The organism is Mycobacterium sp. NPDC003323 (assembly GCF_053589535.1).
In genome coordinates this window covers 42,592-64,492 of the sequence record NZ_JBSFSB010000002.1, presented here as the reverse complement: position 1 = coordinate 64,492, position 21,901 = coordinate 42,592, and the positions used below count along the sequence as shown (strand labels likewise).

General features: G+C 68.6%; 21 protein-coding genes. 10 read left to right on the top strand and 11 right to left on the bottom strand.

All coding sequences use genetic code 11. The annotated features are described in order from the left end of the window. Positions 1-5: 5 nt before the first annotated feature. Positions 6-1,094: a succinyldiaminopimelate transaminase gene (dapC, locus tag ACWDUN_RS07030; protein ID WP_449927763.1), complete on the top strand. Its 1,089-nt coding sequence runs from the start codon at positions 6-8 to the stop codon at positions 1,092-1,094. Here dapC and ACWDUN_RS07025 read toward each other — a convergent pair. From ACWDUN_RS07025 to ACWDUN_RS07010, 4 genes are all read right to left on the bottom strand, one after another. After that, entirely contained in the window at positions 1,083-1,703 is a 621-nt protein-coding gene (locus ACWDUN_RS07025; RefSeq protein ID WP_449926506.1) for a response regulator, read from the bottom strand. The two genes, dapC and ACWDUN_RS07025, sit on opposite strands and share 12 nt — an antisense overlap. After that, positions 1,700-2,875 carry a sensor histidine kinase gene (locus ACWDUN_RS07020; RefSeq protein WP_449926503.1) on the bottom strand — a complete coding sequence of 392 codons (1,176 nt, stop codon included), beginning with the start codon at positions 2,873-2,875 and terminating at the stop codon, positions 1,700-1,702. The genes ACWDUN_RS07025 and ACWDUN_RS07020 overlap by 4 nt, the downstream gene beginning before the upstream one ends. Further along, on the bottom strand, positions 2,872-4,350 hold the full coding sequence (locus ACWDUN_RS07015) for a carotenoid oxygenase family protein (protein ID WP_449926501.1): 1,479 nt from the start codon (positions 4,348-4,350) through the stop codon (positions 2,872-2,874). The genes ACWDUN_RS07020 and ACWDUN_RS07015 overlap by 4 nt, the downstream gene beginning before the upstream one ends. 82 nt (positions 4,351-4,432) lie before the next feature. Beyond that, complete coding sequence (locus ACWDUN_RS07010) at positions 4,433-5,986, bottom strand: PucR family transcriptional regulator (protein WP_449926498.1); 1,554 nt, start codon at positions 5,984-5,986, stop codon at positions 4,433-4,435. An 83-nt stretch (positions 5,987-6,069) separates the two neighbouring features. On the opposite strand from ACWDUN_RS07010, the gene pruA reads away from it, so the two are divergent. Then, entirely contained in the window at positions 6,070-7,698 is a 1,629-nt protein-coding gene (gene pruA, locus ACWDUN_RS07005) for an L-glutamate gamma-semialdehyde dehydrogenase (protein ID WP_449926495.1), read from the top strand. Between the two features lie 3 nt (positions 7,699-7,701). After that, positions 7,702-8,649, top strand: a complete 948-nt coding sequence (locus tag ACWDUN_RS07000; RefSeq protein ID WP_449926494.1) for a proline dehydrogenase family protein — start codon at positions 7,702-7,704, stop codon at positions 8,647-8,649. A gap of 2 nt (positions 8,650-8,651) precedes the next feature. Here ACWDUN_RS07000 and ACWDUN_RS06995 read toward each other — a convergent pair whose 3' ends face one another. From ACWDUN_RS06995 to ACWDUN_RS06985, 3 genes are all read right to left on the bottom strand, one after another. Further along, a complete protein-coding gene (locus tag ACWDUN_RS06995) occupies positions 8,652-9,047 on the bottom strand; it encodes a nuclear transport factor 2 family protein (RefSeq protein ID WP_449926491.1) in 396 nt (131 codons plus the stop codon). A gap of 62 nt (positions 9,048-9,109) precedes the next feature. After that, positions 9,110-9,601, bottom strand: a complete 492-nt coding sequence (locus ACWDUN_RS06990) for an Rv2253 family sensor-like surface protein (protein ID WP_449926488.1) — start codon at positions 9,599-9,601, stop codon at positions 9,110-9,112. 122 nt (positions 9,602-9,723) lie between these two features. Then, complete coding sequence (locus ACWDUN_RS06985; RefSeq protein ID WP_449926485.1) at positions 9,724-10,263, bottom strand: NUDIX domain-containing protein; 540 nt, start codon at positions 10,261-10,263, stop codon at positions 9,724-9,726. 23 nt (positions 10,264-10,286) lie between these two features. On the opposite strand from ACWDUN_RS06985, the gene ACWDUN_RS06980 reads away from it, so the two are divergent. Together ACWDUN_RS06980 and ACWDUN_RS06975 are read left to right on the top strand one after the other, a co-directional pair. Continuing rightward, complete coding sequence (locus tag ACWDUN_RS06980) at positions 10,287-11,684, top strand: acyl-CoA synthetase (protein ID WP_449926483.1); 1,398 nt, start codon at positions 10,287-10,289, stop codon at positions 11,682-11,684. Further along, positions 11,681-12,028 carry a VOC family protein gene (locus ACWDUN_RS06975; RefSeq protein ID WP_449926480.1) on the top strand — a complete coding sequence of 116 codons (348 nt, stop codon included), beginning with the start codon at positions 11,681-11,683 and terminating at the stop codon, positions 12,026-12,028. The genes ACWDUN_RS06980 and ACWDUN_RS06975 overlap by 4 nt, the downstream gene beginning before the upstream one ends. Positions 12,029-12,085: 57 nt before the next feature. Here the strand turns inward: ACWDUN_RS06975 and dapD are convergent, their stop codons facing one another. Beyond that, positions 12,086-13,066 carry a 2,3,4,5-tetrahydropyridine-2,6-dicarboxylate N-succinyltransferase gene (gene dapD / locus ACWDUN_RS06970; protein WP_449926477.1) on the bottom strand — a complete coding sequence of 327 codons (981 nt, stop codon included), beginning with the start codon at positions 13,064-13,066 and terminating at the stop codon, positions 12,086-12,088. Between dapD and dapE the strand changes: the two genes are divergently transcribed. Both dapE and ACWDUN_RS06960 read left to right on the top strand, forming a co-directional pair. Then, positions 13,065-14,132 (top strand): succinyl-diaminopimelate desuccinylase, encoded by a 1,068-nt coding sequence (dapE, locus tag ACWDUN_RS06965; RefSeq protein ID WP_449926474.1) that lies wholly within the window; start codon positions 13,065-13,067, stop codon positions 14,130-14,132. The two genes, dapD and dapE, sit on opposite strands and share 2 nt — an antisense overlap. 107 nt (positions 14,133-14,239) lie before the next feature. After that, positions 14,240-15,829 (top strand): ABC-F family ATP-binding cassette domain-containing protein, encoded by a 1,590-nt coding sequence (locus ACWDUN_RS06960; protein WP_449926471.1) that lies wholly within the window; start codon positions 14,240-14,242, stop codon positions 15,827-15,829. Here the strand turns inward: ACWDUN_RS06960 and ACWDUN_RS06955 are convergent. Beyond that, on the bottom strand, positions 15,826-16,410 hold the full coding sequence (locus ACWDUN_RS06955; RefSeq protein ID WP_449926468.1) for a TetR/AcrR family transcriptional regulator: 585 nt from the start codon (positions 16,408-16,410) through the stop codon (positions 15,826-15,828). The genes ACWDUN_RS06960 and ACWDUN_RS06955 overlap by 4 nt on opposite strands. 90 nt (positions 16,411-16,500) lie before the next feature. On the opposite strand from ACWDUN_RS06955, the gene ACWDUN_RS06950 reads away from it, so the two are divergent. After that, positions 16,501-17,454: an NAD-dependent epimerase/dehydratase family protein gene (locus ACWDUN_RS06950; RefSeq protein ID WP_449926465.1), complete on the top strand. Its 954-nt coding sequence runs from the start codon at positions 16,501-16,503 to the stop codon at positions 17,452-17,454. On the opposite strand, the gene ACWDUN_RS06945 is transcribed toward ACWDUN_RS06950, so the two are convergent. Together ACWDUN_RS06945 and ACWDUN_RS06940 are read right to left on the bottom strand one after the other, a co-directional pair. Next, positions 17,451-18,206 carry a type VII secretion target gene (locus ACWDUN_RS06945; protein WP_449926463.1) on the bottom strand — a complete coding sequence of 252 codons (756 nt, stop codon included), beginning with the start codon at positions 18,204-18,206 and terminating at the stop codon, positions 17,451-17,453. The two genes, ACWDUN_RS06950 and ACWDUN_RS06945, sit on opposite strands and share 4 nt — an antisense overlap. A gap of 70 nt (positions 18,207-18,276) precedes the next feature. Then, positions 18,277-19,500 (bottom strand): hypothetical protein, encoded by a 1,224-nt coding sequence (locus ACWDUN_RS06940; protein WP_449926460.1) that lies wholly within the window; start codon positions 19,498-19,500, stop codon positions 18,277-18,279. Positions 19,501-19,560: 60 nt separating this feature from the next. On the opposite strand from ACWDUN_RS06940, the gene ACWDUN_RS06935 reads away from it, so the two are divergent. Together ACWDUN_RS06935 and fadD6 are read left to right on the top strand one after the other, a co-directional pair. Beyond that, positions 19,561-20,115 carry an LOG family protein gene (locus ACWDUN_RS06935; protein WP_449926457.1) on the top strand — a complete coding sequence of 185 codons (555 nt, stop codon included), beginning with the start codon at positions 19,561-19,563 and terminating at the stop codon, positions 20,113-20,115. Between the two features lie 11 nt (positions 20,116-20,126). Continuing rightward, positions 20,127-21,899 carry a long-chain-acyl-CoA synthetase FadD6 gene (fadD6, locus tag ACWDUN_RS06930; RefSeq protein WP_449926454.1) on the top strand — a complete coding sequence of 591 codons (1,773 nt, stop codon included), beginning with the start codon at positions 20,127-20,129 and terminating at the stop codon, positions 21,897-21,899. Positions 21,900-21,901: the final 2 nt, after the last annotated feature.

Here is a 21,901-nt window from a genome sequence, read left to right as displayed (position 1 = left end):
CGGCCATATCGGCCCGGCTACCGGTGTTCCCCTGGGACACCCTGGCCGACGTCACCACCGCCGCACGCGCATATCCCGACGGCATCGTCGACCTGTCGGTCGGCACGCCGGTGGACGAGGTCGCCCCGGTCATCCGTGATGCGCTCACGGCGGACGCGGGCGTACCGGGATACCCCACCACGGCGGGAACCCCGGCGCTGCGGTCGGCCATCCACGCCGCGCTGGAGCGGCGATTCGGTGTCACCGGCGTCGCCCCCGAGGCGGTGTTGCCGGTGATCGGCACCAAGGAGCTCATCGCTTGGTTGCCGACCCTGCTCGGTATCGGCCCCGCCGACACCGTGGTGGTTCCGGAACTGGCCTATCCCACCTACGACGTGGGTGCCCGGCTGACCGGCGCGACCATCCTCGCGGCCGATTCGCTCACCCAGATCGGACCGCAGACGCCGGCGCTGATCTACCTGAACTCGCCGAGCAACCCGACGGGCAAGGTGCTCGGCCTCGATCACCTGCGCAAGGTCGTCGGCTGGGCGCGCGAACGCGGCGTGCTGGTCGCCTCCGACGAGTGCTACCTCGGGCTGGCCTGGGATGCCGCGCCACTGTCGGTGTTGCATCCCACCGTCTGCGATGGTGACCACACCGGACTGCTGGCGATCCATTCGCTGTCCAAGAGTTCATCGCTGGCCGGATATCGGGCCGGATTCGTCGCCGGAGATCCGGCGGTGGTGTCCGAACTGCTCGCGGTGCGCAAGCACGCCGGGATGATGGTGCCGGGACCGGTGCAGGCCGCGATGATCGCCGGTCTGACCGACGACGAGCACGTGGCAGTGCAACGCGAGCGCTATGCGCGCCGGCGCGCGGTGCTGTTGCCGGCGCTGCAGAACGCCGGGTTCACCGTCGATCACTCCGAGGCCGGGCTGTATCTCTGGGCGACCCGGGGTGAGCCGTGCCGAGACACGTTGGCATGGTTGGCCGAACGCGGAATCTTGGTGGCACCGGGCGAGTTCTACGGCCCCGCCGGTGCACAGCATGTGCGGGTCGCGCTGACCGCCACCGACGAACGGATCGAGGCGGCCGCGGCGCGGCTAGCTCAATAGCCCCAGCGACATCGCCGTCGTGACCGCCGCGGTGCGGTCCGATACGCCCAGCTTGCCGAAGGTCCGCAGCAGATGCGTCTTCACCGTCGCCTCGCTGATGTGCAGTTCGCGGCCGATATCGGAGTTGGTGTGCCCGCGGGCGACCAGGGCCAGCACCTGCAGTTCGCGCGACGTCAGAGACGCCTGTGCAGGTTCGCGCATCAGTCCCATCAGCCGCCCTGCCACCGCCGAGGCCAGCACGGTCTTTCCCGCAGCCGCGTCGCGCACCGCCGTCGCGAGTTCGGTGCGCGAGGCGTCCTTGAGCAGATAGCCCGCCGCTCCGGCCTCCACCGCCCGCAGGATGTCGGCATCGGATTCGTAGGTGGTGACGACGACGATCCGGATGCGCGGCAACTGCGCCAGAATGCGTTCGATGGCGACGACGCCGTCGCCGTCGGGCATCCGGAGATCCATCAGGATCACGTCCGGCCGCAGCGCGGCGGCCAGGGCCTCGGCCTCACGTCCGGAGCCGGCCTCACCGACGACGGTGATATCGTCCTCGGCTTCGATCATGCCGCGCAGCCCTTCCCGGACCACGGGATGATCGTCCACCAGCAGCACAGAGGTCATAACGGCACCGTGACTTCCACTCGCACACCATGATCGGATGACACCGTGACCGTGCCGCCGACCTGCGCCACCCGAGACCGCATGCCGCGCAGTCCGAAACCGTCGCAATGGCGCTCATCGAGGCCGATGCCGTTGTCGGACACCGTCAGCCGCAGTGCCTGGGCATCTCTGGTCAGCGCGACGGTCACCGCGTCGGCGTGGGAGTGCCGCCGGATGTTGGACAGCGCCTCCTGGGCGGCGCGCAACAGCACCACATCTGCGCCCATACCGGCCGAGGCCAGCCCCTCGTCGATGTGCACCGCCACGGGCATCCCGATCTCGGCGGTCAGTCGCGCACACTGGCGCCGAATCGCGGCGGGCAGGGTGTCGTCACCGAGTGCGGCCGGTGTCAGGCTGGCCACCATCTGCCGTGCCTCGGCCAGATTCTCGCGGGCCGTCGACTCGATCAGGCCGATGTGCCGGTCGGCGGCGGCGCGATCGGCGTCCAACTCGGCCTGCACCGCCTGGCTCAGTGTCACGATGCTGGTGAATCCCTGTGCCAGCGTGTCGTGAATCTCTCGGGACAACCGCTCCCGCTCCGCGGCAACGCCGGCCAGTCGGGACAGCCGCGCGGCCTCCGCACGGCTGGCCGCCAGTTCGGCCACGGCTGCAGCCAGCGTCCGCCGCTGCTTCATGGAAGTCATGATGACCGTCCCGATGATGGGCGCCGACACCACCGCGATCAGGGTGATGGCAACGGTGATCGAGAGATTGGGTGAGCGCAGACCGCCGATCAGCACGAGCAACAGCGGAACGAGATTCACCGCGGTGGTCACCACCAACGCGGGCACCAGCGGCACCGCGGCGAAGAACAGCGGGTACAGCGCCGGCACCGCGGTGATCGCAACCGGCGAGGCGGCCATCGCCACGGTCCACAGCACGACTACCACGCCGATGAAAGCGGCCGTGTACCACATGTTCTCGTTGCGACGGATGATCCACCTGCCGGGCAGCACGACAACGGCCAGCAGCGCAGTCAGGGCCGCCACCGATACCGGCACGTTGCCGCCGAACCGGTGCTGCAACAGCGCGACGGCGATCATGGCCACGACGAGCATGCCGATCACGTAGGCCTGCCAGAGCCAGTGCCACTCACTGCCGTCCGGCGTGGCCGACGACGCGCTGTCGGTCATGGCGTGATGGTAGTCCCCGCGCCGGGAACCCAGTTGCCATGGAAACCGTGCGGTACCCGTACCGGCAAATGCACCGTGCCGACGGTGTCGAGGGTCTGCGCGTCGAGCAGGACCAGATCGCTACGGTCGGTGGCGCGGTGATATACGAACCCCATCGCCACTCCGTCGTCCTCGGCGGCGTCGGCCGAGGCTGGGACGAAGACGAACTCACCGGGTTCCGCATCGTCGCCGAAGCTTATCCGCCGGAGGTTACGGCTGTGCAGATCATGACGCAGCAGGGCACGCGGTGTGGAGCCTTGCTCGGTGGGCACACTGCCGACGCTGTAGCCATAGCGATGCCGCTTGCCGACCAACCGTTCATCCACTCGTGGGAACTCCTGGGACTGGTCGTCGAGGCGTTCGGCCGCCACAGCGCCGGTGGTGAGGTCGATGGTCCATCGGTCCAGGGTGGGCGGTTCGAACAGTTTGGTGCCGACGGTGAACACCGAGGGGTGCGCGACGATGTCGAGCACCAGGTGCGTGCCGTCGTCATAGGCATTCATCGGATGGAACACGTAGCACTGCGGCACCTCGAACCAGCGGATGTCGCCGGCTTCACCCTCGCGGGGCATGACGCCCACCCGGGCGGGTTTGTCCGGCGCCCAGCGGTAGGGCATACCGCGAAGTCCCCCGCGGGTACGTTCGGATCCACGCATGATCGCCCGTACCAACGCATCCGGTGCCGGATGGCGGGACATGAAACGGCTCACCCTCTTGGTCAGTGGCCTGCCGCCGAAATCCAGCACCACGGGCATGTCGTAGATGACGACATGGCGTTCGGTCAGCGAGAAGTCGTGCATCATGGTGCCGGAGTTCAGCGCGATGTCGACCGTGCGACGCACCCTGCCGTCGACACCGGTGACTGTGTAGCGAACGAGATTGCCGCGCATCGGGTTGTAGGACACCGCATGCAACTCGCCGGTATCAGGGTCGCGTTTGGGGTGGGCGGCGTATCCGTCGACGAGGGTTCCGCAGAAGTCCGATCCGCCGATGGTGTCGAGTTCGTCGGTGAGCTCATAGGGTCGGGCACCGGCCTCGGTGATCACCAGGGTGCGTCCGGCGTGGCCGATGATGTTGGTGTTACCGGCGAAGTCGAATCCGCCGGTGCGCGCCCCGCTCGGCCACGGCTCACGCAATTTGCGGGATACCTCGGCCGACCGGATCCAGCGGTTGCGGTACCAGTGCGCGGTGCCGTCGGCCAGGCGCAGGCCGTGGGCCATACCGTCACCGAGGAACCAGTGGTATGTGGCCGGATCGGGATCGCCGAGCGGGTTGGGCCCGGTCCTCAGGTAGCGGCCGTCGAGGTAATCCGGGATGGTGCCGGTGACCTCGAGTGCGGTGGCGGTGATCTCCTCCCGCACGGGCGCGTAGTTGCCCGACAGGAACGGGTTGGCTGAGGGCCGGTGCGGTGCTGCGCTGACGGTGTGCTGGCTCATGACTCGAGCGTGCGCGCATCGCGGCCGAAACGCGACGACCGCTCGGTCGAATCGGGGGTCAACCAGATGGTGGACGCTGCGCTCACGCCGTGGCTCGCAGGCTCAACGCCAGCAGCAGTCGCACATCCGGATCGCCCAGCGAACTGCCCAGCACCTTCTCCAGGCGCCGGACGCGGTAGCGCACGGTATTGGGATGCACGTGCAATTCTTCGGCGGCCGAAGCGATATCGCCGAAACTGTCGAGGTACACCCCGAGAGTGGTGGCCAGCATCGGTTCCTGCGCGCGTAGCGACCGGATCCGCGGATCGATGAGCCGCTCATCGCCGGCGACGGCCGTGACGATCTCGTCGAGCAGCACGGTGGTCCGAGCTTCGGCCAGCGAGGTCACCGCACCGAGTGAGCCCGGGTGACGGTGCACGCTGTCGAGCACCCGGTCGGTTTCCGCGCGCGCCTGCGCCGCACCGGCCAGGCCGGCGATCGGCGCGGCGATCACCGCGTGCAGATCGGTCTGCAGCTCGGTGCGCAGGCCCGCCACCGTGCTGCGCACCCACGACGCGAGCGTTCTGCCAACAGTCGGGAACAGCACGTACACCCGCGCGTCTGCCGACCCGATCTGCGCGTCCGGGCGAAAAGCGCTGGCGCTCAACGCCAGCAGATCGGCCAGTCGGGTGGCGGGTCTGCTCGCCTGGAAGCCGATGAGGGCGGCCGCCCCGTCGGCGACCACACCGAGTTCCCGCGCGATCGCCTCGACATCCGGAGGATCATCGCGCAGTCCCAACAGTTCTTGAACCCGCACGGCATGGGTCGGCGGCGCGGCCGCCAACCGCGCGATGATGCGACCGGCCAGGACCGCCGCACCCCGTAGTACGTCCTCGGCATCATCGGCCAACGCCCGGTTTCCCTGCTGCACCCATATCGTGCCGAGAAACGCCGGTGCGCGTCGCGCGTCCCCCGACGGTCCGAAGATGCCGATGGCCAGCCGCGGCCGCAGTCCCAGTTCGGGTCGCTCGGCCACCCGCACCGCCTGCGGTCGCGCACGTAATGCGTCGAAGATGCCCCACTGCGCGATCCACTCAAGATGCTCCGGGGGTCCGGCGCGGCCCAGGATCGACAACCGGCGTAGCTCGTCGGCCTCATCGTCGGACGCCGAGTAGGCCAGCACGTGGGAGCTGTCGTCCTCGATGCTGACCAGTCCCCGGGTGCGTTCGGCGATCGACTGCGCCAACCCGAACAGGTCGGTGCCCGAGTCGTGGATCGCCCCCTCGCGGTGATGCTCGAACACGTGATTGACCAGCCGGTACAGCCGCTCCCAGCGGGCCCGCGGGTCGACGGCCACCACCGCGACGCCGGACCGTGTGGCGCGCGCGATCACGGCCGGCTCGGGGTGCTTGACGAAGATCGCGACCGGTCGGCCCTGATGCTTGTCCAGCCAGCGCAGGGTGTGCTCGGTGTCCAGGCCGAGCAGGAAGAAGACATCCGCGGATCCGGCCGCGGCGGCGAGGCCCAGCCGCACATCGTCGCTGTCCAGCAACGCCGCCGATGACACCGGCAGATCCAGGCCGCGCGGTGCCTGCACCAGAGTGACGAGTGTGGCATCCAGTGCCAGGAGGAGCTGTCCCAACCCCACCGACCGCATCTGTCCGATCTTACTGCCGGTGCGGCCGATCTTTGGCTGATCAGACAACACAGTGGCGGTGTCGGCGGACAAGTCTGACAGCCATGAACGCCATCACCGACGTCCCGGTTCCGTCGAATGAGCCCGTACACGATTACGCCCCCGGGTCGGCCGAGCGCCGCCGGCTGACGACCGCACTGGCCGACCTGGCCGACAATCCGATCGACCTGCCGCACGTCATCGGCGGCGTGCACCGGATGGGCGACGGGGAGCGCCTCGACGTCGTGCAACCGCACCGGCACCGCGCCCGCCTGGGGACCCTGACCAATGGCGGACATACCGAGGCGGCCGATGCGATCGAGGCCGCCGAGGCCGCCAAGGACGAGTGGGCGGGCATGCCGTTCGAGCAGCGCGCCGCGGTATTCCTGCGGGCGGCCGATCTGCTGGCGGGCCCGTGGCGGGAGAAGATTGCCGCGGCCACCATGCTGGGGCAGTCGAAAACCGCCTATCAGGCCGAGATCGACGCACCGTGCGAACTCGTCGACTTCTGGCGGTTCAACGTCGCCTTCGCCCGCCAGATCCTGGCCCAGCAGCCCGTCAGCGGTCCGGGGGTGTGGAACCGCACCGACTACCGTCCGCTGGAGGGCTTCGTCTATGCCATCACCCCGTTCAACTTCACCGCCATCGCCGGCAACCTGCCCACCGCGCCGGCGCTGATGGGTAATACGGTGCTGTGGAAACCCGCACCGACGCAGACCTTTTCGGCCTACCTCACCATGCAGCTGCTGGAGGCGGCCGGACTGCCGCCCGGTGTGATCAACCTGGTCACCGGCGACGGGCGCGCGGTGTCGGAGGTGGCACTGGCCGACCCGCGGCTGGCCGGTATCCATTTCACCGGATCGACCGCGACCTTCAGGCATCTGTGGCGCGAGGTCGGCACCCATATCGACCGCTACCGCAGTTACCCGCGTCTGGTCGGCGAGACCGGCGGCAAGGACTTCGTGCTGGCCCATGCCAGCGCGCAACCGGATGTCCTGCGCACCGCGCTGATTCGCGGCGCGTTCGACTATCAGGGCCAGAAATGTTCGGCCGCCTCCCGGGCGTACATCCCGCGCTCGGTCTGGGCGCGGATGGGTGACGACCTGCTGTCGGCCACCGCGTCGTTGCGCTATGGCGATGTCACCGATCTGACCAACTACGGCGGCGCCGTCATCGATGAGCGCGCCTACGCCAAGAGCGTGCGGGCCCTGGAGCGCGCCAAGAGTGCACCCGCGGTGACCGTTGCCGTCGGCGGTGAATCCGATGACAGCGAGGGCTATTTCGTGCAGCCGACGGTACTGCTGTCCGACGATCCGGCCGACGAGGCGTTCCGCGAGGAGTACTTCGGGCCGATACTGGCGGTGCACGTCTACCCCGATGACGATTTCGAGCGGATCCTGCAGGTCGTCGACGAGGCGTCACCGTATGCGCTGACCGGCGCCGTCATCGCCGATGACCGGACGGCGATCATGGCGGCGCAGCACGCTCTTCGGAACACGGCGGGCAACTTCTACGTCAACGACAAGCCCACCGGGGCGGTGGTGGGGCAGCAGCCCTTCGGCGGCTCCCGCGCATCGGGCACCAACGACAAGGCGGGGTCGCCGCTGAACCTGCTGCGCTGGACGTCGGCACGATCGGTCAAGGAGACCTTCGTGCCGGCGGTCCACCACGAGTACCCCCACATGGAGGACTGAACGATGGGCGTCTTCCACAAGGTCGCGCGGCCGGCGATACTGGCCGCGAGCCGCTCACACCGGTTGCGGCGCACCGCCGAACGGCTGCCGGTCACCCGTGACGTCGTGCACCGGTTCGTCCCCGGCGAGACCGTCGACGACGCGCTCAAAGCCGTTGTCGACCTGCGGAACTCGGGGCGACTGGTCAGCATCGACCATCTCGGTGAGGACGTCACCGACACCGACACCGCGGACGACACCGTCACCGCCTACCTCCGGTTGCTCGACGCGCTCGGGACCGCCGGTGACTCCGAGCATCCGGTGCGGCCTTTGGAGGTGTCGTTGAAGCTGTCGGCGCTGGGGCAGGCGCTCGCACACGACGGGGCCAAGGTGGCCCTGGAGAATGCGCGCGCCATCTGCGCACGCGCGCAACAGCTCGGGGTGTGGGTGACGGTCGACGCCGAGGATCACACCACCACCGATTCCACCCTGTCCATCGTGTCCGACCTGCGGGTCGACTTCCCGTGGGTCGGTACCGTGCTGCAGGCTTACCTCAAGCGCACCCCCGCCGACTGTGCCGACTTCGCCGATGCCCGAATCCGGTTGTGCAAGGGCGCCTATGACGAACCGGCCTCGGTGGCTCACCGCGACGGCGACGACATCACCGACGCCTATCTGCGCTGTCTGCGTGTCCTGATGGCCGGCACCGGATACCCGATGGTGGCCTCCCACGATCCGGCGATCATCAACCGGGTGCCCGGTCTGGTGCGCGAATTCGGCAGGGCATTCGACGATTTCGAGTACCAGATGCTCTACGGCATCCGCGACGACGAACAGCGGCGGCTGGCCGAGGCGGGGAATCACGTGCGGGTCTACGTGCCGTTCGGGACACAGTGGTACGGCTACTTCGTGCGCAGGATCGCCGAGCGGCCGGCCAACCTCACGTTCTTCCTGCGGGCGTTGGTGGACTGAGCCTAGGTGTCGTCCGGGAACGAGTGATGCTCGTGCACGATCTGCCATCCCGCGGCGCTCTTGCGCAGGCCCATCGTCAACCGCAGCCGGTTGTCGGGGTTCTGCGCGAACTCCTTCTCGGTACCGCAGCGCAGCAGACCGAACGCGAAGGCGACGTCCCGGTCCGCTTCGACGTGCAGTTCCAACAGCTCGAAGGTGGCTCCGCTGCGGATGAAGTCGAAGAACGGCGGCCAGGATTGCCGGTAGGCCGCCGCGCCGCGAATTCCCTCGTACGGCGATTGCACGTCGAACATCACGATGTTCTCGGAATGCGCGGCGGTGACGCCGTCGAGATCACAGGCCCGGATCGCCGCGACCCAGCCGTCGACCACGGCGCGGATATCTGCCTCTGCGCTCACGATCTGCTCCTCTCGTCACCAATACCGACCGGGCCAGGCGCCGAAAGTCATCGCTGTCGCGGTCAGGGCACCGGGAACGCCGCCGCGGGGATCAGCACGTTGCCCCGGCACGGGCCACTGAGGATGTCGGTGTACCAGCTGCCCTGCAGCGATCCGTCGGGTTGCGGTGTGTAGGTGACCCAGGACTGGGCGGGGCTGTAGACCCGCGGGACACCGTCACCGCGGAAGCACTCCCACTGCCAGTTGTAGCTGAAGGTCCACTTACCGGCGCTCCACGTGTAGCGCTGCGGTTGCGGGATGGTCGGATTCGACGGCGCCGGACCGTCGATGACGGTCGCCACGCAGGCGCTGCCGCAGGCCGTCGCGAAGGTGTACACCGCGCTGAGATCAGCCTCGGGTTGCCGCGCGGCCACGCTGGTGCCGTTCTTCTGGGAGGCGTAGCTGATGACGTGATACCGGCCGTTCAGTTGGGTGGCGGCACCGGCCATGGGCACCGGAACGAGGCCGGCCACCAGGAAAGCGGCCAGCACGGCAGACAGTCGACGGACCAACATCCCTTTCCCTGTTCAGTCGCGGAATCAGCTGACCTCAACCGTAACTGCGGGTTCCGACAAAACTGCCGATCGTCATATCCGCTGCGTCAATTAGAGACCACATTGTGACGGTGGCCGGCGTTTCAAACCCGTTCGGCCAGCAGCACCATGGCCCACGCGGCGATCGTCTGCGCATCGGTGATGACCCCGTCGCGGATCATCTGCTCGATCTGCGCGGCTGTGAACCACTCGCTGTGCATGTCCTGTTCCTCGTGCTCGCGCTCGTGCTCACCCTCGGTCAGGCCGGTCGCCAGGAACACCCAGCCGCGCTGGCTGCTCATGCCGGGGGCCACGTCGAGTTGGCCGAGCCGGGTCATCGTCTGCGCCCGCAGTCCGGTCTCCTCACGCAGCTCGCGGGCGGCCAGCTCGTCGGGTTCCAGATCGGCCAGGTCCGGCGCGGTGCCCTGCGGAAACTCCCAGCGCCGCAAGCCGATCGGGTACCGGTACTGCTCCACCAGGTGGTACCGGTCGCCGTCGCGGGCGATCACCAGGGCGTAGGTCGGTTTGTCGACGACACCGTAGATGCCGGCGCTGCCGTCGGGCCGTCGGATCGCGTCCTCGCGCACCGTCATCCAGTTGTTGCGGTAGACCTCACGACTGGACATTCGTTCGATGCGGGCCATGGGCCAAGAGTAACCTCAGGACGGTGTTGCTGACCTCGCTGGACCCGGCCGCGGTCGCCGCCGGGCACGACCTGTCCGATGCGGTGCGAATCGACGGCGTGACCCTGAGCCGCAGCGATCTGGTGGGCGCGGGCACGTCGGTGGCCGAACGCGTGGCGCGTGCGCAACGAGTGGCCATCCTGGCCACCCCGACGGCGACGACGGTGCTGGCCGTCACCGGGTGCCTGATCGCCGGGGTGCCGTTCGTGCCGGTGCCACCGGATGTCGGCGCCACCGAACGCGCGCACCTGCTGTCGGATTCCGGGGCCCAGGCCTGGCTGGGGGAGATGCCGGCCGAAGGTGAAGGCCTGCACCATATTCCGGTGCGCATGCACGCCCGCTCATGGCACCGCTACCCCGAGCCGTCCTCGGACGCGACGGCGATGATCATGTACACCTCGGGCACCACCGGCCTGCCCAAGGGCGTGCGGATCAGCCGGCGCGCCATCGCCGCCGATATCGACGCGCTGGCACAGGCCTGGCAATGGACCGCCGAGGACACGCTGGTACACGGTCTGCCGCTGTTCCACGTGCACGGGTTGGTGCTGGGCCTGCTGGGGTCGTTGCGGATCGGGAACCGGTTCGTGCACACCGGCAAACCCTCGCCGACCGCGTATGCGCAGGCCGGTGGATCGCTGTACTTCGGGGTGCCGACGGTGTGGTCGCGGATCGCGGCGGACGAGGAATCCGCCCGGGCGCTGGCGGGTGCGCGACTGCTGGTGTCGGGCAGCGCGGCATTGCCGACACCGGTGTTCGACGAGTTGGTGCGCCTGACCGGACACGCGCCGGTGGAACGCTACGGCAGCACCGAGTCCCTGATCACCATCAGCACCCGGGTCGACGGCGAACGGCGACCCGGCTGGGTCGGGTTGCCGCTGGAGGGCGTGCAAACCCGGCTGGTCGGCGACGACGGACAGCCGGTGCCGCACGACGGGGAGACCATCGGACAGCTGCAGATCAAGAGCCCCACCATGTTTAGCGGCTACCTCAACCGCGATGATGCCACCGCCGAGGCGTTCGACCCCGAGGGGTGGTTTCGCACCGGTGATGTTGCAGTCATCGATGCCGACGGCATGCACCGCATCGTCGGGCGCGAATCCGTCGACCTGATCAAGTCCGGGGGATACCGGATCGGGGCGGGCGAGATCGAGACCGTGTTGCTGGGGCACGACGGTGTCGACGAGGTTGCCGTGGTGGGTGTCCCCGATGCCGACCTGGGACAGCGGATCGTGGCCTTCGTGGTCGGGTCGGCCGATCCCGAGGAGCTGATCCAGTTTGTCGCCGAGCAGCTTTCGGTGCACAAGCGGCCACGGGAGGTGCGGATCGTGGACAGTCTTCCGCGCAACGCGATGGGCAAGGTGCTCAAGAAGGAGTTGGTATGACCCTGCGTCTCAGTCAGATCGCCGTTGATGCCCACGACCCGCAGGCCCTGGCCAAATGGTGGTCCGAAGTGCTGGGGTGGCCCGTGCGCGTCGACTCCGACGGTGACGCGTTCGTGACCCCGCCGTCCGGACAGGGACCGGAGCTGCTGTTCATGTCGGTCCCGGACGAGAAGGTGGTCAAGAACCGGATGCACCTGGACTTCCGGCCCGACGATCAGGACGCCGAGGTGGCGCGGGTGCTCGCACTCGGCGCCCGGCACGTCGACATCGGTCAGGGCGACGAGTCATGGGTGGTGTTGGCAGACCCGGAGGGCAACGAGTTCTGCATCCTCGCGCCCGAGTGACCACTGAGTGCCACCCGGCACGGCGTGTCGGCGTACAGACACGGTCGCTCGCGACGCTCAGTTGGCGTGCAGCGCCTCGTTGAGCGTGATCCCGGTGCCGTCGCGCTTGACGACCTCGACCGCGCCGGACACCGAGTTGCGGCGGAACAGCAGATTGCTCGACCCGGACAGCTCCACGGCTTTGACCGTCTGCCCATCCGCGGTGGTCACCTTGGTGCCGCCGGTGACGTACAGGCCGGCCTCGACGACGCAGTCGTCGCCCAGCGAGATGCCGAGCCCGGCGTTCGCGCCGAGCAGGCAGCGCTTGCCGACCTTGATCACCTCTTTGCCGCCCCCGGACAGCGTGCCCATGATCGACGCACCGCCGCCGATGTCTGAACCGTCGTCGACCACCACACCGGCTGAGATACGGCCCTCGACCATCGAGGTGCCCAGCGTGCCGGCGTTGAAGTTGACGAAGCCCTCGTGCATGACGGTGGTGCCGGCGGCCAGGTGCGCGCCGAGGCGCACGCGGTCGGCGTCGGCGATGCGCACACCGGTGGGCAACACGTAGTCGACCATCCGCGGGAACTTGTCGACGCCGTACACCGCGACGGCGCCGCGGCTGCGCAGCTTGGCCCGGACCAGCTCGAAGCCCTCGACGGCGGCGGGGCCGAAGTTGGTCCACACCACGTTGGCCAGCAGGCCGAAGATGCCGTCCAGGTTGGCCTCGTGCGGCTTGGTCAACCGGTGGCTCAGCAGGTGCAGCCGCAGGTAGGCGTCGTAGGTGTCGACGGGCTTGTCGTCCAGCGAGGCGATGTTGGTGCGCACCGCCACCACCTCGACGTCGCGGTCGGTGTCGGGGCCGGTCAGCGCGGCCAGCGCGTCGGTCAGTTCGGCCACCGACAGACGGGCGGTGCCGGTGGAACCGTCACCGGTCAGCTCGGGGTTGGGAAACCAGGCGTCCAGGACGGTTCCGTCGGCGGCAATCGTGGCCAGGCCGACGCCAGATGCGGCAGTCACGGTCGACCAGGTTACTGGACTAGCCTCATGGAGCATGGGGCTAGACCTGCGCGCCGATCCGATCGCCCTGACCGCCGCCCTGGTGGACATCCCCAGCGAGTCCCGCCACGAGCAGCGCATCGCCGATGAGATCGAGGCCGCGCTGCGGGCGCAGGCCCCACATTTCGAGGTCATCCGCAACGGTCACGCGGTGCTGGCCCGCACCAACCTGGGCCGTGGGTCGCGGGTGCTGCTGGCCGGGCACACCGACACCGTGCCGGCCGCCGACAACCTGCCCAGCCGCGTCGAGGGCAACCTGATGTACGGCTGCGGCACCTCGGACATGAAATCCGGGGACGCGGTGTTCCTGCACCTGGCCGCAACGATCGCCGAACCGGCGCACGACCTCACGCTGGTGATGTACGACTGCGAGGAGATCGAGTCCAGCGCCAACGGGCTCGGCCGCATCGAACGCGAGCTGCCCGACTGGCTGGCCGCCGACGTCGCGATCCTGGGCGAACCGTCCGGGGGATTCATCGAAGCCGGCTGCCAGGGCACCATCCGCGTCGTGGTCAGCACCTCGGGTACCCGTGCGCACTCTGCACGATCCTGGTTGGGCGACAACGCCGTCCACAAACTCGGCGCGGTGCTGGACCGGTTGTCGAACTATCAGGCGCGCAGTGTCGACATCGACGGGTGTGTATACCGCGAAGGTTTGTCCGCCGTCCGCGTCGAGGGCGGCATCGCGGGCAACGTCATCCCGGATGCCGCCTCGGTGACGGTGAACTTCCGGTTCGCACCCGACCGCAGCGTCGATCAGGCGGTGGCCCATGTGCACGACGTGCTCGGCGATCTCGATGTGAGGTGTGAGGTCACCGATGCGGCCGCCGGTGCGCTGCCCGGGCTGGCCAATCCGGCGGCGGCGGCGCTGGTGGCGGCGGCCGGCGGACAGGTGCGGGCCAAGTACGGGTGGACCGATGTGTCCCGGTTCGCGGCGCTGGGCATCGCGGCGGTCAACTACGGTCCCGGTGATCCGAACCTGGCGCACAAGGTCGACGAGCATGTCGACATCGCCGCGATCACCGCGACCACCGAGACGTTGCGGGCGTATTTAACCGCTTGACCCGTTGAGTAGCATGGTTTTCGTGCTGGGAATCGACGACATCTCCGGGTAAGACCCCGAGATCTGTTCTGTCGTCATCCAATCCTTGTCTTTTGGGGAGTTCCCGCATGTCTATTGTCGTTTCCCATCTTTCGTTCAGTTGGCCCGATGACACCCCGGTGTTCACCGATCTGTCGTGCGCATTCGGGCGCGGCCGCACCGGCCTGGTGGCGGCCAACGGCGCCGGTAAGAGCACGCTGCTGCGGTTGATCGCCGGTGACCTGACGCCCACGGCCGGCGGTGTCTCGGTGGACGGGGTGCTCGGGTATCTGCCGCAGGACCTGCCGTTCCTGGCCCAGCACACCGTGTCCGACGTACTGGGGGTGGCGCCGGTGGTGGCCGCGCTGGATGCGCTGGCCGACGGTGACGCCAGTGAGGACGTGTTCGCCACGATCGGTGACGACTGGGACATTCAGGACCGCTCGCGTGCGCAACTGGACAAGCTCGGCCTCGCCGACATCGCGCTGGATCGGCCGCTGTCGACGCTGTCCGGGGGTCAGGTGGTGTCCCTGGGATTGACGGCACAACTGCTGCGCAGACCCGATGTGCTGCTGCTCGACGAGCCGACCAACAATCTGGATGCCGATGCGCGTCAACGGCTTTACGATGCCCTGGACGACTTCGGGGGATGCCTGTTGGTGGTCAGTCACGACCGGGTGCTGCTGGACCGGATGGACGCGATTGCCGAGTTGCGCGACGGCGGGGTGTCGTTGTTCGGGGGCGGGTTCAGCGATTACCAGGCCGCGGCCCGCGCCGCGCAGGAGATCGCCGAGAGCAACGTCCGCAACGCCGAGCAGGAACTCAAGCGGCACCGGCAGCAGATGCAGCAGGCACGCGAACGTGCCGACAAGCGGGCATCGACGGCCAAACGCAACCTCAAGGATGCCGGTCTGCCGAAGATCGTTGCGGGCAAGATGAAACGGGATGCCCAGCAGTCGGCGGCCAAGGCCGACGACGTGCATGCTCGGCGGGTCGGCGACGCCCGCGACCGGCTGGGTGACGCCGAACGTGCGCTGCGCGACGACGACCTGCTGGCGCTGGACCTGCCCGATACCGAGGTTCCGGCCGGACGTATCGTGTTCAGTGGAAAGGGCCTTTCGACAAGGGTTTTCCACGGTCTGGACATCGATATCCGCGGTCCGGAACGGATCGCGCTGACCGGTGGCAACGGCGCCGGGAAATCGACACTGCTGCGGGTCATCTCGGGCGATCTCACACCCGATGATGGTGTGGTGCAGCGTGGCCAGGGACGTATCGCCTACCTGTCGCAGCGGCTCGACCTGCTCGACGAGCGGATCTCGGTGGCCGACAGCCTGGCATCGTATGCGCCGGGGCTGTCCATCACCCGGCAACGACATCTGCTGGCGCAGTTCCTGTTCCGTGGGGATCGCGTCGACCTGCCGATCGGTGCGCTGTCCGGTGGCGAGCGATTGCGGGCGACATTGGCGTGCGTGCTGTTCGCCGAGCCGGCACCACAGCTGCTGCTCCTGGACGAACCGACCAACAATCTCGATCTGGCCAGCGTGGCCCAGCTCGAGTCGGCGCTGAACGCCTACCGCGGTGCATTCGTCGTCGTCAGTCATGACGAGAGTTTCCTGGCCGATATCGGGATCGAACGGCGCCTGCGGTTGGCCGATGGTGCCCTGGCCGTCGTCTAACGCAGCACCGCGTGCAGCGAGGTGGCGTAACCGGCGGGGGAGACGTCACCGAGCAGCAGGCGCTGCAGCATGTACCCGGGGACGAGGCTGAAGTAGGCCGACCCCGCCGCGGTGGGATCGGTGTCTGCGGGCAGCCGGCCCGCGGCGACGGCGCGTTGTGCATAGGTGACGAAGAGTGCCCGGATGTCGCGGTATCCGCGGCCGGCCAATGCGGCCAGCGTGTCGTCGCGCAGCGCCTCGCCCCACACCTGGACGGCCATGCGCAGCGGCTGGTCGTGGTCGCCGGGGTCGATCGCGCTGACGACGGCGTGGATCGCGTCGGCGGGAGCGGGTACCGGTTCGGCGAGCAGGGCCTCTTCCAGCTGCGCGTGTGCGCCGGCGAGCACCCGATCGGCGACGGCGCTGACCAGCTCGTTCTTACCGCGGAAGTATCGGTAGACGGCCCCGGCGGACAGGGCGGACTCCGCCAGGACGTGCTGCATGGTGGTGGCGTGGAACCCCTGCCGGGCGAAGCAGCGGGTGGCGGCGTCGAGGATCTGGGTCCGGCGCGCGTCGAGGTGTTCTTGGGAGACCTTCGGCATGGCAAAAATTTAAAGCGAACGTTCGTTCTTGACAAGACACCGGCGACGACGGTTAATAGAACGATCATTCGTTTTACGGGGAGGTATGTCATGAACGAGGAGTTGCACGTCGTCATCGGGGCCAGCGGCGGCACCGGCAGCGTCATCGTCCGGGAATTACACGAGGCCGGCCGCCGGGTACGTGCGGTCAACCGCAGCGGGCAGATGGCCGCCGCGGCGGGTGTCGAGGTCGTGGGTGCCGACGCGACCGACGCCACCCGGATGCGTGAGGTGTGTGCGGGGGCGACGGTGGTCTACAACTGTGTGAATCCGCCCTTCTTGCAGTGGGGCCAGACCTTTCCGGCGGCAGTCGACGGGATACTCGCCGGCGCAGCGGCCGCCGGGGCCACTCTGGTGTACGCCGACAACACCTGGATGTACGGCCGGGTCGAGGGACCGATGACCGAGTCCACGCCATACCGCCCGGTGAGCAATCTCGGCGTACTGCGGGCCTGGCTGGCCGAGCGCATGCTGGCCGCCCACCAGCGCGGTGAGGCACGCGTCGTGATCGGCCGCGCCGGTGAGCTTTTCGGCCCCAAGGTGGAATCGATCCTGGCGCGCAACGTGTTCGGTGCCGTCCGTGACGGCCGCACCGTCCACTGGCTGGGCGCGCTCGACCTTCCGTTGACGCCGTTGTTCATCGACGACTTCGCGCGTGGACTGATCACCCTGGGACAGCACCCACAGGCGTGCGGTGCGGTGTGGCATGTTCCGCACACCCGGCCGCTCACCGGACGACAGTTCGTCGACCTCGTGGCCGCAGCGGCCGGACGCCCGACGCGGATCGCGGCGCACGGCACCAGGACCGCCCGTGCGCTCGGCCTGGTGTCGGCGACAGCGCGGGCGGGCGCCGAGATGATCTACCAGTTCGAGCAGCCCTTCGTGGTCGACGGTTCCCGCTTCGCCGCGGCGTTCGGCGAGAAGCCGACGGATCCGGAGGACGCTGTGCGGGCCACGCTGGACTGGTACCGCACCAATCCGGGGACGCGGCGGCTCGGCCGCTAATCCACCTGAGGTCGGGTGGGTGCCGGCCGGGTGGCCGGAGCCTCGACCGGCGCGCGGCCCGAACCGTCCTGTCCTGCCTCGGCTTCGGTCTTCTCTTCGGGCGCGGGTTGCTCGGCCGTCTCGCGCTTGTCGTCGGAATCGTCGAGTTCGGCGCGAACGTCGCGCGCACCGTCGGATAGCTCGACACCGGGGATCTTGCCGGCTTGAGCGGCCTGAGCCGCCTGCTGAGCGGCTTGTTGCACACCCTGCATGATCTGCTGCGGAACCTGTTGCAGGCCTTGGGCTAGACCCTGCAGCGGTGCGGTTATCGAGGACGCCAGCTGGCCGACCTGCTGGCCCACCTGCCCCATGATCTGACCCATCTGACCGGCCATGTCGCCACCGGCACCGGTGGTTCCCGAGGCGGCGGGAGCACCGCCGGGGGCGCCGGCCCGGCCGTCACCGTCCATGGCGTCGGCGGCGGCCTTGAGGCGTCGCCCGCCTTCCTCATCGCCGCCGGCGTAGGCGCGGGCAGCCTGCTGCAGCAGGTCGGCGATGGTCGCCGCCGAGGTGGACGTGACACCCATGGTGTTGCCGCGTCCGCTCAACACGGAACCGAGCGCCGTGCTGACCGAGGAGGCGATGGCGCCGTGACTGTTCTGCACACCGGAACCCTCGGGCGCGGCCAACCCGGACAGTCCGGAACGCACATCGGCATGGATCTGCGAGTAGTTGAGTACTCCGTCGGTCTGGACGTGGAGCGGATCGGACATCGGCGGGCCCCCGTTTCGGTACGTGGCCAAATTCTATGGCCGCTGCCCTCGGGTGAACCGCACGAAGTTCTCAGCGGCACTCCCGGGCCTGGCGCGCCGCATCACGCGCGACCGCATTCCAACCCAACCCGTTCCACCGCTCGGCGACAGCGCTCAGGCCGGCCCCGTCGTGCACGGACAGCGCCCGAGCATGCGCAAGCGTCAACTGTCCGAATGTGCACGCACAGTCCAGACCGGCGATCACCTCGGCGGCGCGCGCATCACCGAGCCGGACCGCCTCGTGCAGCGCCCGCAGTGCCACCGCCGTCTGCCCGCCGCGCAGGGCCGCCCGGGCCGCTTCTCGTGCCGCGCCGACCGCCGCGACCCCGTCCCGACGAGCCGCGCTGGTCCACGCCCTGGCCAGCGACAGTTCGGGGGCGAACAGCATCGACTTCAGACCGTGCCGGGACTCCGCCCTCGACAACGCCTTGGCGGCATCGACCGCCGTTGCCTGTTGCCCCAGTGCCGACGCCAACAACATCCACGCCAACGGGCCCCACGAATAACCGGTGGCCGACAGGGCGGTCGCCGATTCCCGCAGCAGCGCGGTCGCGTCGTCGAGCGCACCGCGGGCCATCAGCACATCGGCCAACAGCAGACGGCCGATGGCCCGCGACGGCTCGACATCGACCACCAGCCCGCACGCCAGCGTCTCGGCGGCGTCGATATCCCCGGTCATCATCAATGCGCTGGTCTGCCCGAACGCCGAGGTGAACCGCAGGACGCCGGGATGCCCGGCATCGCCGGCGCGTGCCGCGAATTCGTCCACGGCGGTGAAGTTGCCCATCCGGGCCGCCGACAGCGCCGCCGCCGCGGCGGACCACCCGACGGCCCGATCCTCGGCCCCAGGAGTGGCCAGCACGGCTTCGGCCAGTTCCGCGGCCCGCTGCGGATTGCCGGCGTTCATCGCGAACGTCGCCAACAGCGCGTCGACCGTCACCGCCGAGCGCAGACGGCCGCGCACCGACTGCAGGAAGGCGGTCGCCCGCTCGGGCTCGTCGAGCATCCAGAACTGGTTGGCCGCCCGCGGCAGCGCCCAGGAGATCAGGTCCGGCTCGCTCAGCGACGCCGGATCCACTTCCGCGAGCACCGCGTCGGCGTCGATACCGCGCCCCTGCCAGGCCAACGCTTGCGCCAAGGTCAACCGCGCCGGCAGTGATTCGCCGCCGGCCAGGGCGCCGCGCGCCCGGTCCTCGGCCGCCACCAGGTCGCCGCGGGCCAGCGCCTCGGCGGCAGCGTGGACCAGTTCCGGCACAGCGGCAGTGTATGGCGATGGGCGATGCGGCCAGGCCGGAACCGCCGGTACGTTTTGACCGTGCCCGAAACCAGCCAATGGGCCGTCTGCGTGTACTGCGCATCCGGCCCCACCGAGCCCGAACTGCTCAAACTCGCCGGCGACGTCGGCGCGGCCATCGCCGACCGCGGCTGGACCCTGGTGTCCGGCGGCGGCAACGTCTCGGCCATGGGGGCCGTGGCCACCGGCGCCCGGCTCCGCGGCGGACGCACCATCGGGGTCATCCCGAAGGCGCTCGTGCACCGTGAGCTCGCCGATGTCGAGGCCGACGAGCTCGTGGTCACCGACACCATGCGGGAACGCAAGCAGGTCATGGAGGAGCGCGCCGACGCCTTCATCGCGCTACCGGGCGGGATCGGCACGCTGGAGGAGTTCTTCGAGGCCTGGACGGCCGGCTACCTGGGCATGCACGACAAACCGATCGTCATGCTCGATCCGTTCGGCCATTACGACGGCCTGATGAGCTGGCTGCGCGGGCTCGTCGGCACCGGTTATGTCGGCGAACGCGCCCTCGATCGGCTGGTGCTCACCGCCGATGTTGAGACGGCTCTCAGCGCCTGTAGCCCCGGTCACTAGGGTGGATGAGCATGAGTGACGACACAACGCGCACCAGCGTGGGACTGCTCGACATCGCCACCAAGATTCCCGGACTGATCCTCGACGCGCCCGCCATCGTCCGCGGTGTGCTCACCGGGATGGGCGCCCGGCCCACCGCCAAGACCTCGATCGGCAAGGTGTTCCAGGAGCGCGCCGCGCAGTACGGCGACAAGGTCTTCCTGAAGTTCGAAGACCAGCAGATCACCTACCGCAAGGCCAACGAGACGGTCAACCGGTACGCCGCCGTGCTGGCGGCCAAGGGTGTCGGCCACGGCGACGTCGTGGGCATCATGCTGCGCAACTCGCCCGATTCGGTGCTGCTGATGCTCGCGACCGTCAAGTGTGGCGCCACCGCCGGCATGCTCAACTACCACCAGCGCGGCAAGGTGCTGGCGCACAGCATCGGTCTGCTCGATGCCAAGGCGATCATCGCCGAGTCCGATCTGGTGGAGCCGATCACCGAAAGCGGCGTCGAGACAACCGGTTTGATGACCGTCGAGGATCTGCGTCAGGCAGCCACCACCGCGCCGACGACCAACCCGGCCACCACCGCGGCGGTGCTGGCCAAGGACAAGGCCTTCTTCATCTTCACCTCGGGCACGACCGGGATGCCCAAGGCCAGCGTCATGACGCACTACCGGTGGCTGCGGGCGCTCGCCGGGTTCGGCGGGCTGGGGTTGCGGCTCAACAGCAATGACACCCTGTACTGCTGCCTGCCGCTGTACCACAACAACGCGTTGACGGTGTCGGTCGGTTCGGCGCTCAACGCGGGAGCGGCACTGGCACTTGGCAAGTCGTTCTCCGCGTCACGGTTCTGGGATGATGTGGTCCGCTTCGACGCGACCGCGTTCGTCTACATCGGCGAGATCTGCGGGTATCTGCTCAACCAGCCGCCCAAGCCCACCGACCGCGCCCACAACATCCGCGTCATCGTCGGCAACGGATTGCGTCCGGCCATCTGGGACCAGTTCACCAAGCGGTTCGGCATTCCCCGTGTCTGCGAGTTCTACGGCGCCAGCGAGGGAAACACCGCCTTCGTCAACGTCTTCAACGTGTCCAAGTCGACCGGTATCTGCCCCAGCCCGGTGGCGTTCGTCGAGTACGACCTGGAGACCGGCGAACCCGCCCGCGGTGCCGACGGTCGGCTGCGCAAGGTGAAGAAGGGGCAGCCCGGTCTGCTGCTGTCCAAGGTCAGCAACTTCCAGCCGTTCGACGGATACACCGACAAATCGGCCTCGGAGAAGAAGCTGGTCCGCGACGCGTTCAAAGACGGCGACGTCTGGTTCAACACCGGTGACCTGATGCGGTCCCAGGGGTTCGGCCACGCCGCGTTCGCCGACCGGCTCGGGGACACCTTCCGCTGGAAGGGCGAGAACGTCGCCACCACCGAGGTGGAGGCGGCCATCTCGGCGGACTCCCAGGTCGAGGAGGCCACCGTGTTCGGGGTCGAGGTGCCCGGCGCGGGTGGTCGGGCCGGCATGGTCGCGCTGCAGCTCAAGGAGGGCCAGGAGTTCGACGGCGCCGCACTGGCCGAGGCGGCGTATGCGCACCTGCCCGTGTACGCGGTGCCGCTGTTCGTGCGGATCGTCAAGGAACTCGCGCACACCTCCACCTTCAAGAGCCAGAAGGTCGAACTGCGCAAGCAGGGGTACGGCGAGGAGGTCGAGGACCCGCTGTACGTGTTGGCCGGCAAGAGCGAGGGTTACGTGCCGTTCTACCCGGAGTACGTCGACGAGGTCGTCGACGGTAAACGGCCGAAGTAGCG

What these genes read in the sequence shown, in the direction of transcription:
- ACWDUN_RS07025 (WP_449926506.1), bottom strand. Translation starts at nt 1,703, where the DNA reads ATGACCTCTGTGCTGCTGGTGGACGATCATCCCGTGGTCCGGGAAGGG.
- ACWDUN_RS07020 (WP_449926503.1), bottom strand. Translation starts at nt 2,875, where the DNA reads ATGACCGACAGCGCGTCGTCGGCCACGCCGGACGGCAGTGAGTGGCAC.
- ACWDUN_RS07015 (WP_449926501.1), bottom strand. Translation starts at nt 4,350, where the DNA reads ATGAGCCAGCACACCGTCAGCGCAGCACCGCACCGGCCCTCAGCCAAC.
- ACWDUN_RS07010 (WP_449926498.1), bottom strand. Translation starts at nt 5,986, where the DNA reads ATGCGGTCGGTGGGGTTGGGACAGCTCCTCCTGGCACTGGATGCCACA.
- pruA (WP_449926495.1), top strand. Translation starts at nt 6,070, where the DNA reads ATGAACGCCATCACCGACGTCCCGGTTCCGTCGAATGAGCCCGTACAC.
- ACWDUN_RS07000 (WP_449926494.1), top strand. Translation starts at nt 7,702, where the DNA reads ATGGGCGTCTTCCACAAGGTCGCGCGGCCGGCGATACTGGCCGCGAGC.
- ACWDUN_RS06990 (WP_449926488.1), bottom strand. Translation starts at nt 9,601, where the DNA reads ATGTTGGTCCGTCGACTGTCTGCCGTGCTGGCCGCTTTCCTGGTGGCC.
- ACWDUN_RS06985 (WP_449926485.1), bottom strand. Translation starts at nt 10,263, where the DNA reads ATGGCCCGCATCGAACGAATGTCCAGTCGTGAGGTCTACCGCAACAAC.
- ACWDUN_RS06975 (WP_449926480.1), top strand. Translation starts at nt 11,681, where the DNA reads ATGACCCTGCGTCTCAGTCAGATCGCCGTTGATGCCCACGACCCGCAG.
- dapE (WP_449926474.1), top strand. Translation starts at nt 13,065, where the DNA reads ATGGGGCTAGACCTGCGCGCCGATCCGATCGCCCTGACCGCCGCCCTG.
- dapD (WP_449926477.1), bottom strand. Translation starts at nt 13,066, where the DNA reads ATGCTCCATGAGGCTAGTCCAGTAACCTGGTCGACCGTGACTGCCGCA.
- ACWDUN_RS06960 (WP_449926471.1), top strand. Translation starts at nt 14,240, where the DNA reads ATGTCTATTGTCGTTTCCCATCTTTCGTTCAGTTGGCCCGATGACACC.
- ACWDUN_RS06955 (WP_449926468.1), bottom strand. Translation starts at nt 16,410, where the DNA reads ATGCCGAAGGTCTCCCAAGAACACCTCGACGCGCGCCGGACCCAGATC.
- ACWDUN_RS06950 (WP_449926465.1), top strand. Translation starts at nt 16,501, where the DNA reads ATGAACGAGGAGTTGCACGTCGTCATCGGGGCCAGCGGCGGCACCGGC.
- ACWDUN_RS06945 (WP_449926463.1), bottom strand. Translation starts at nt 18,206, where the DNA reads ATGTCCGATCCGCTCCACGTCCAGACCGACGGAGTACTCAACTACTCG.
- fadD6 (WP_449926454.1), top strand. Translation starts at nt 20,127, where the DNA reads ATGAGTGACGACACAACGCGCACCAGCGTGGGACTGCTCGACATCGCC.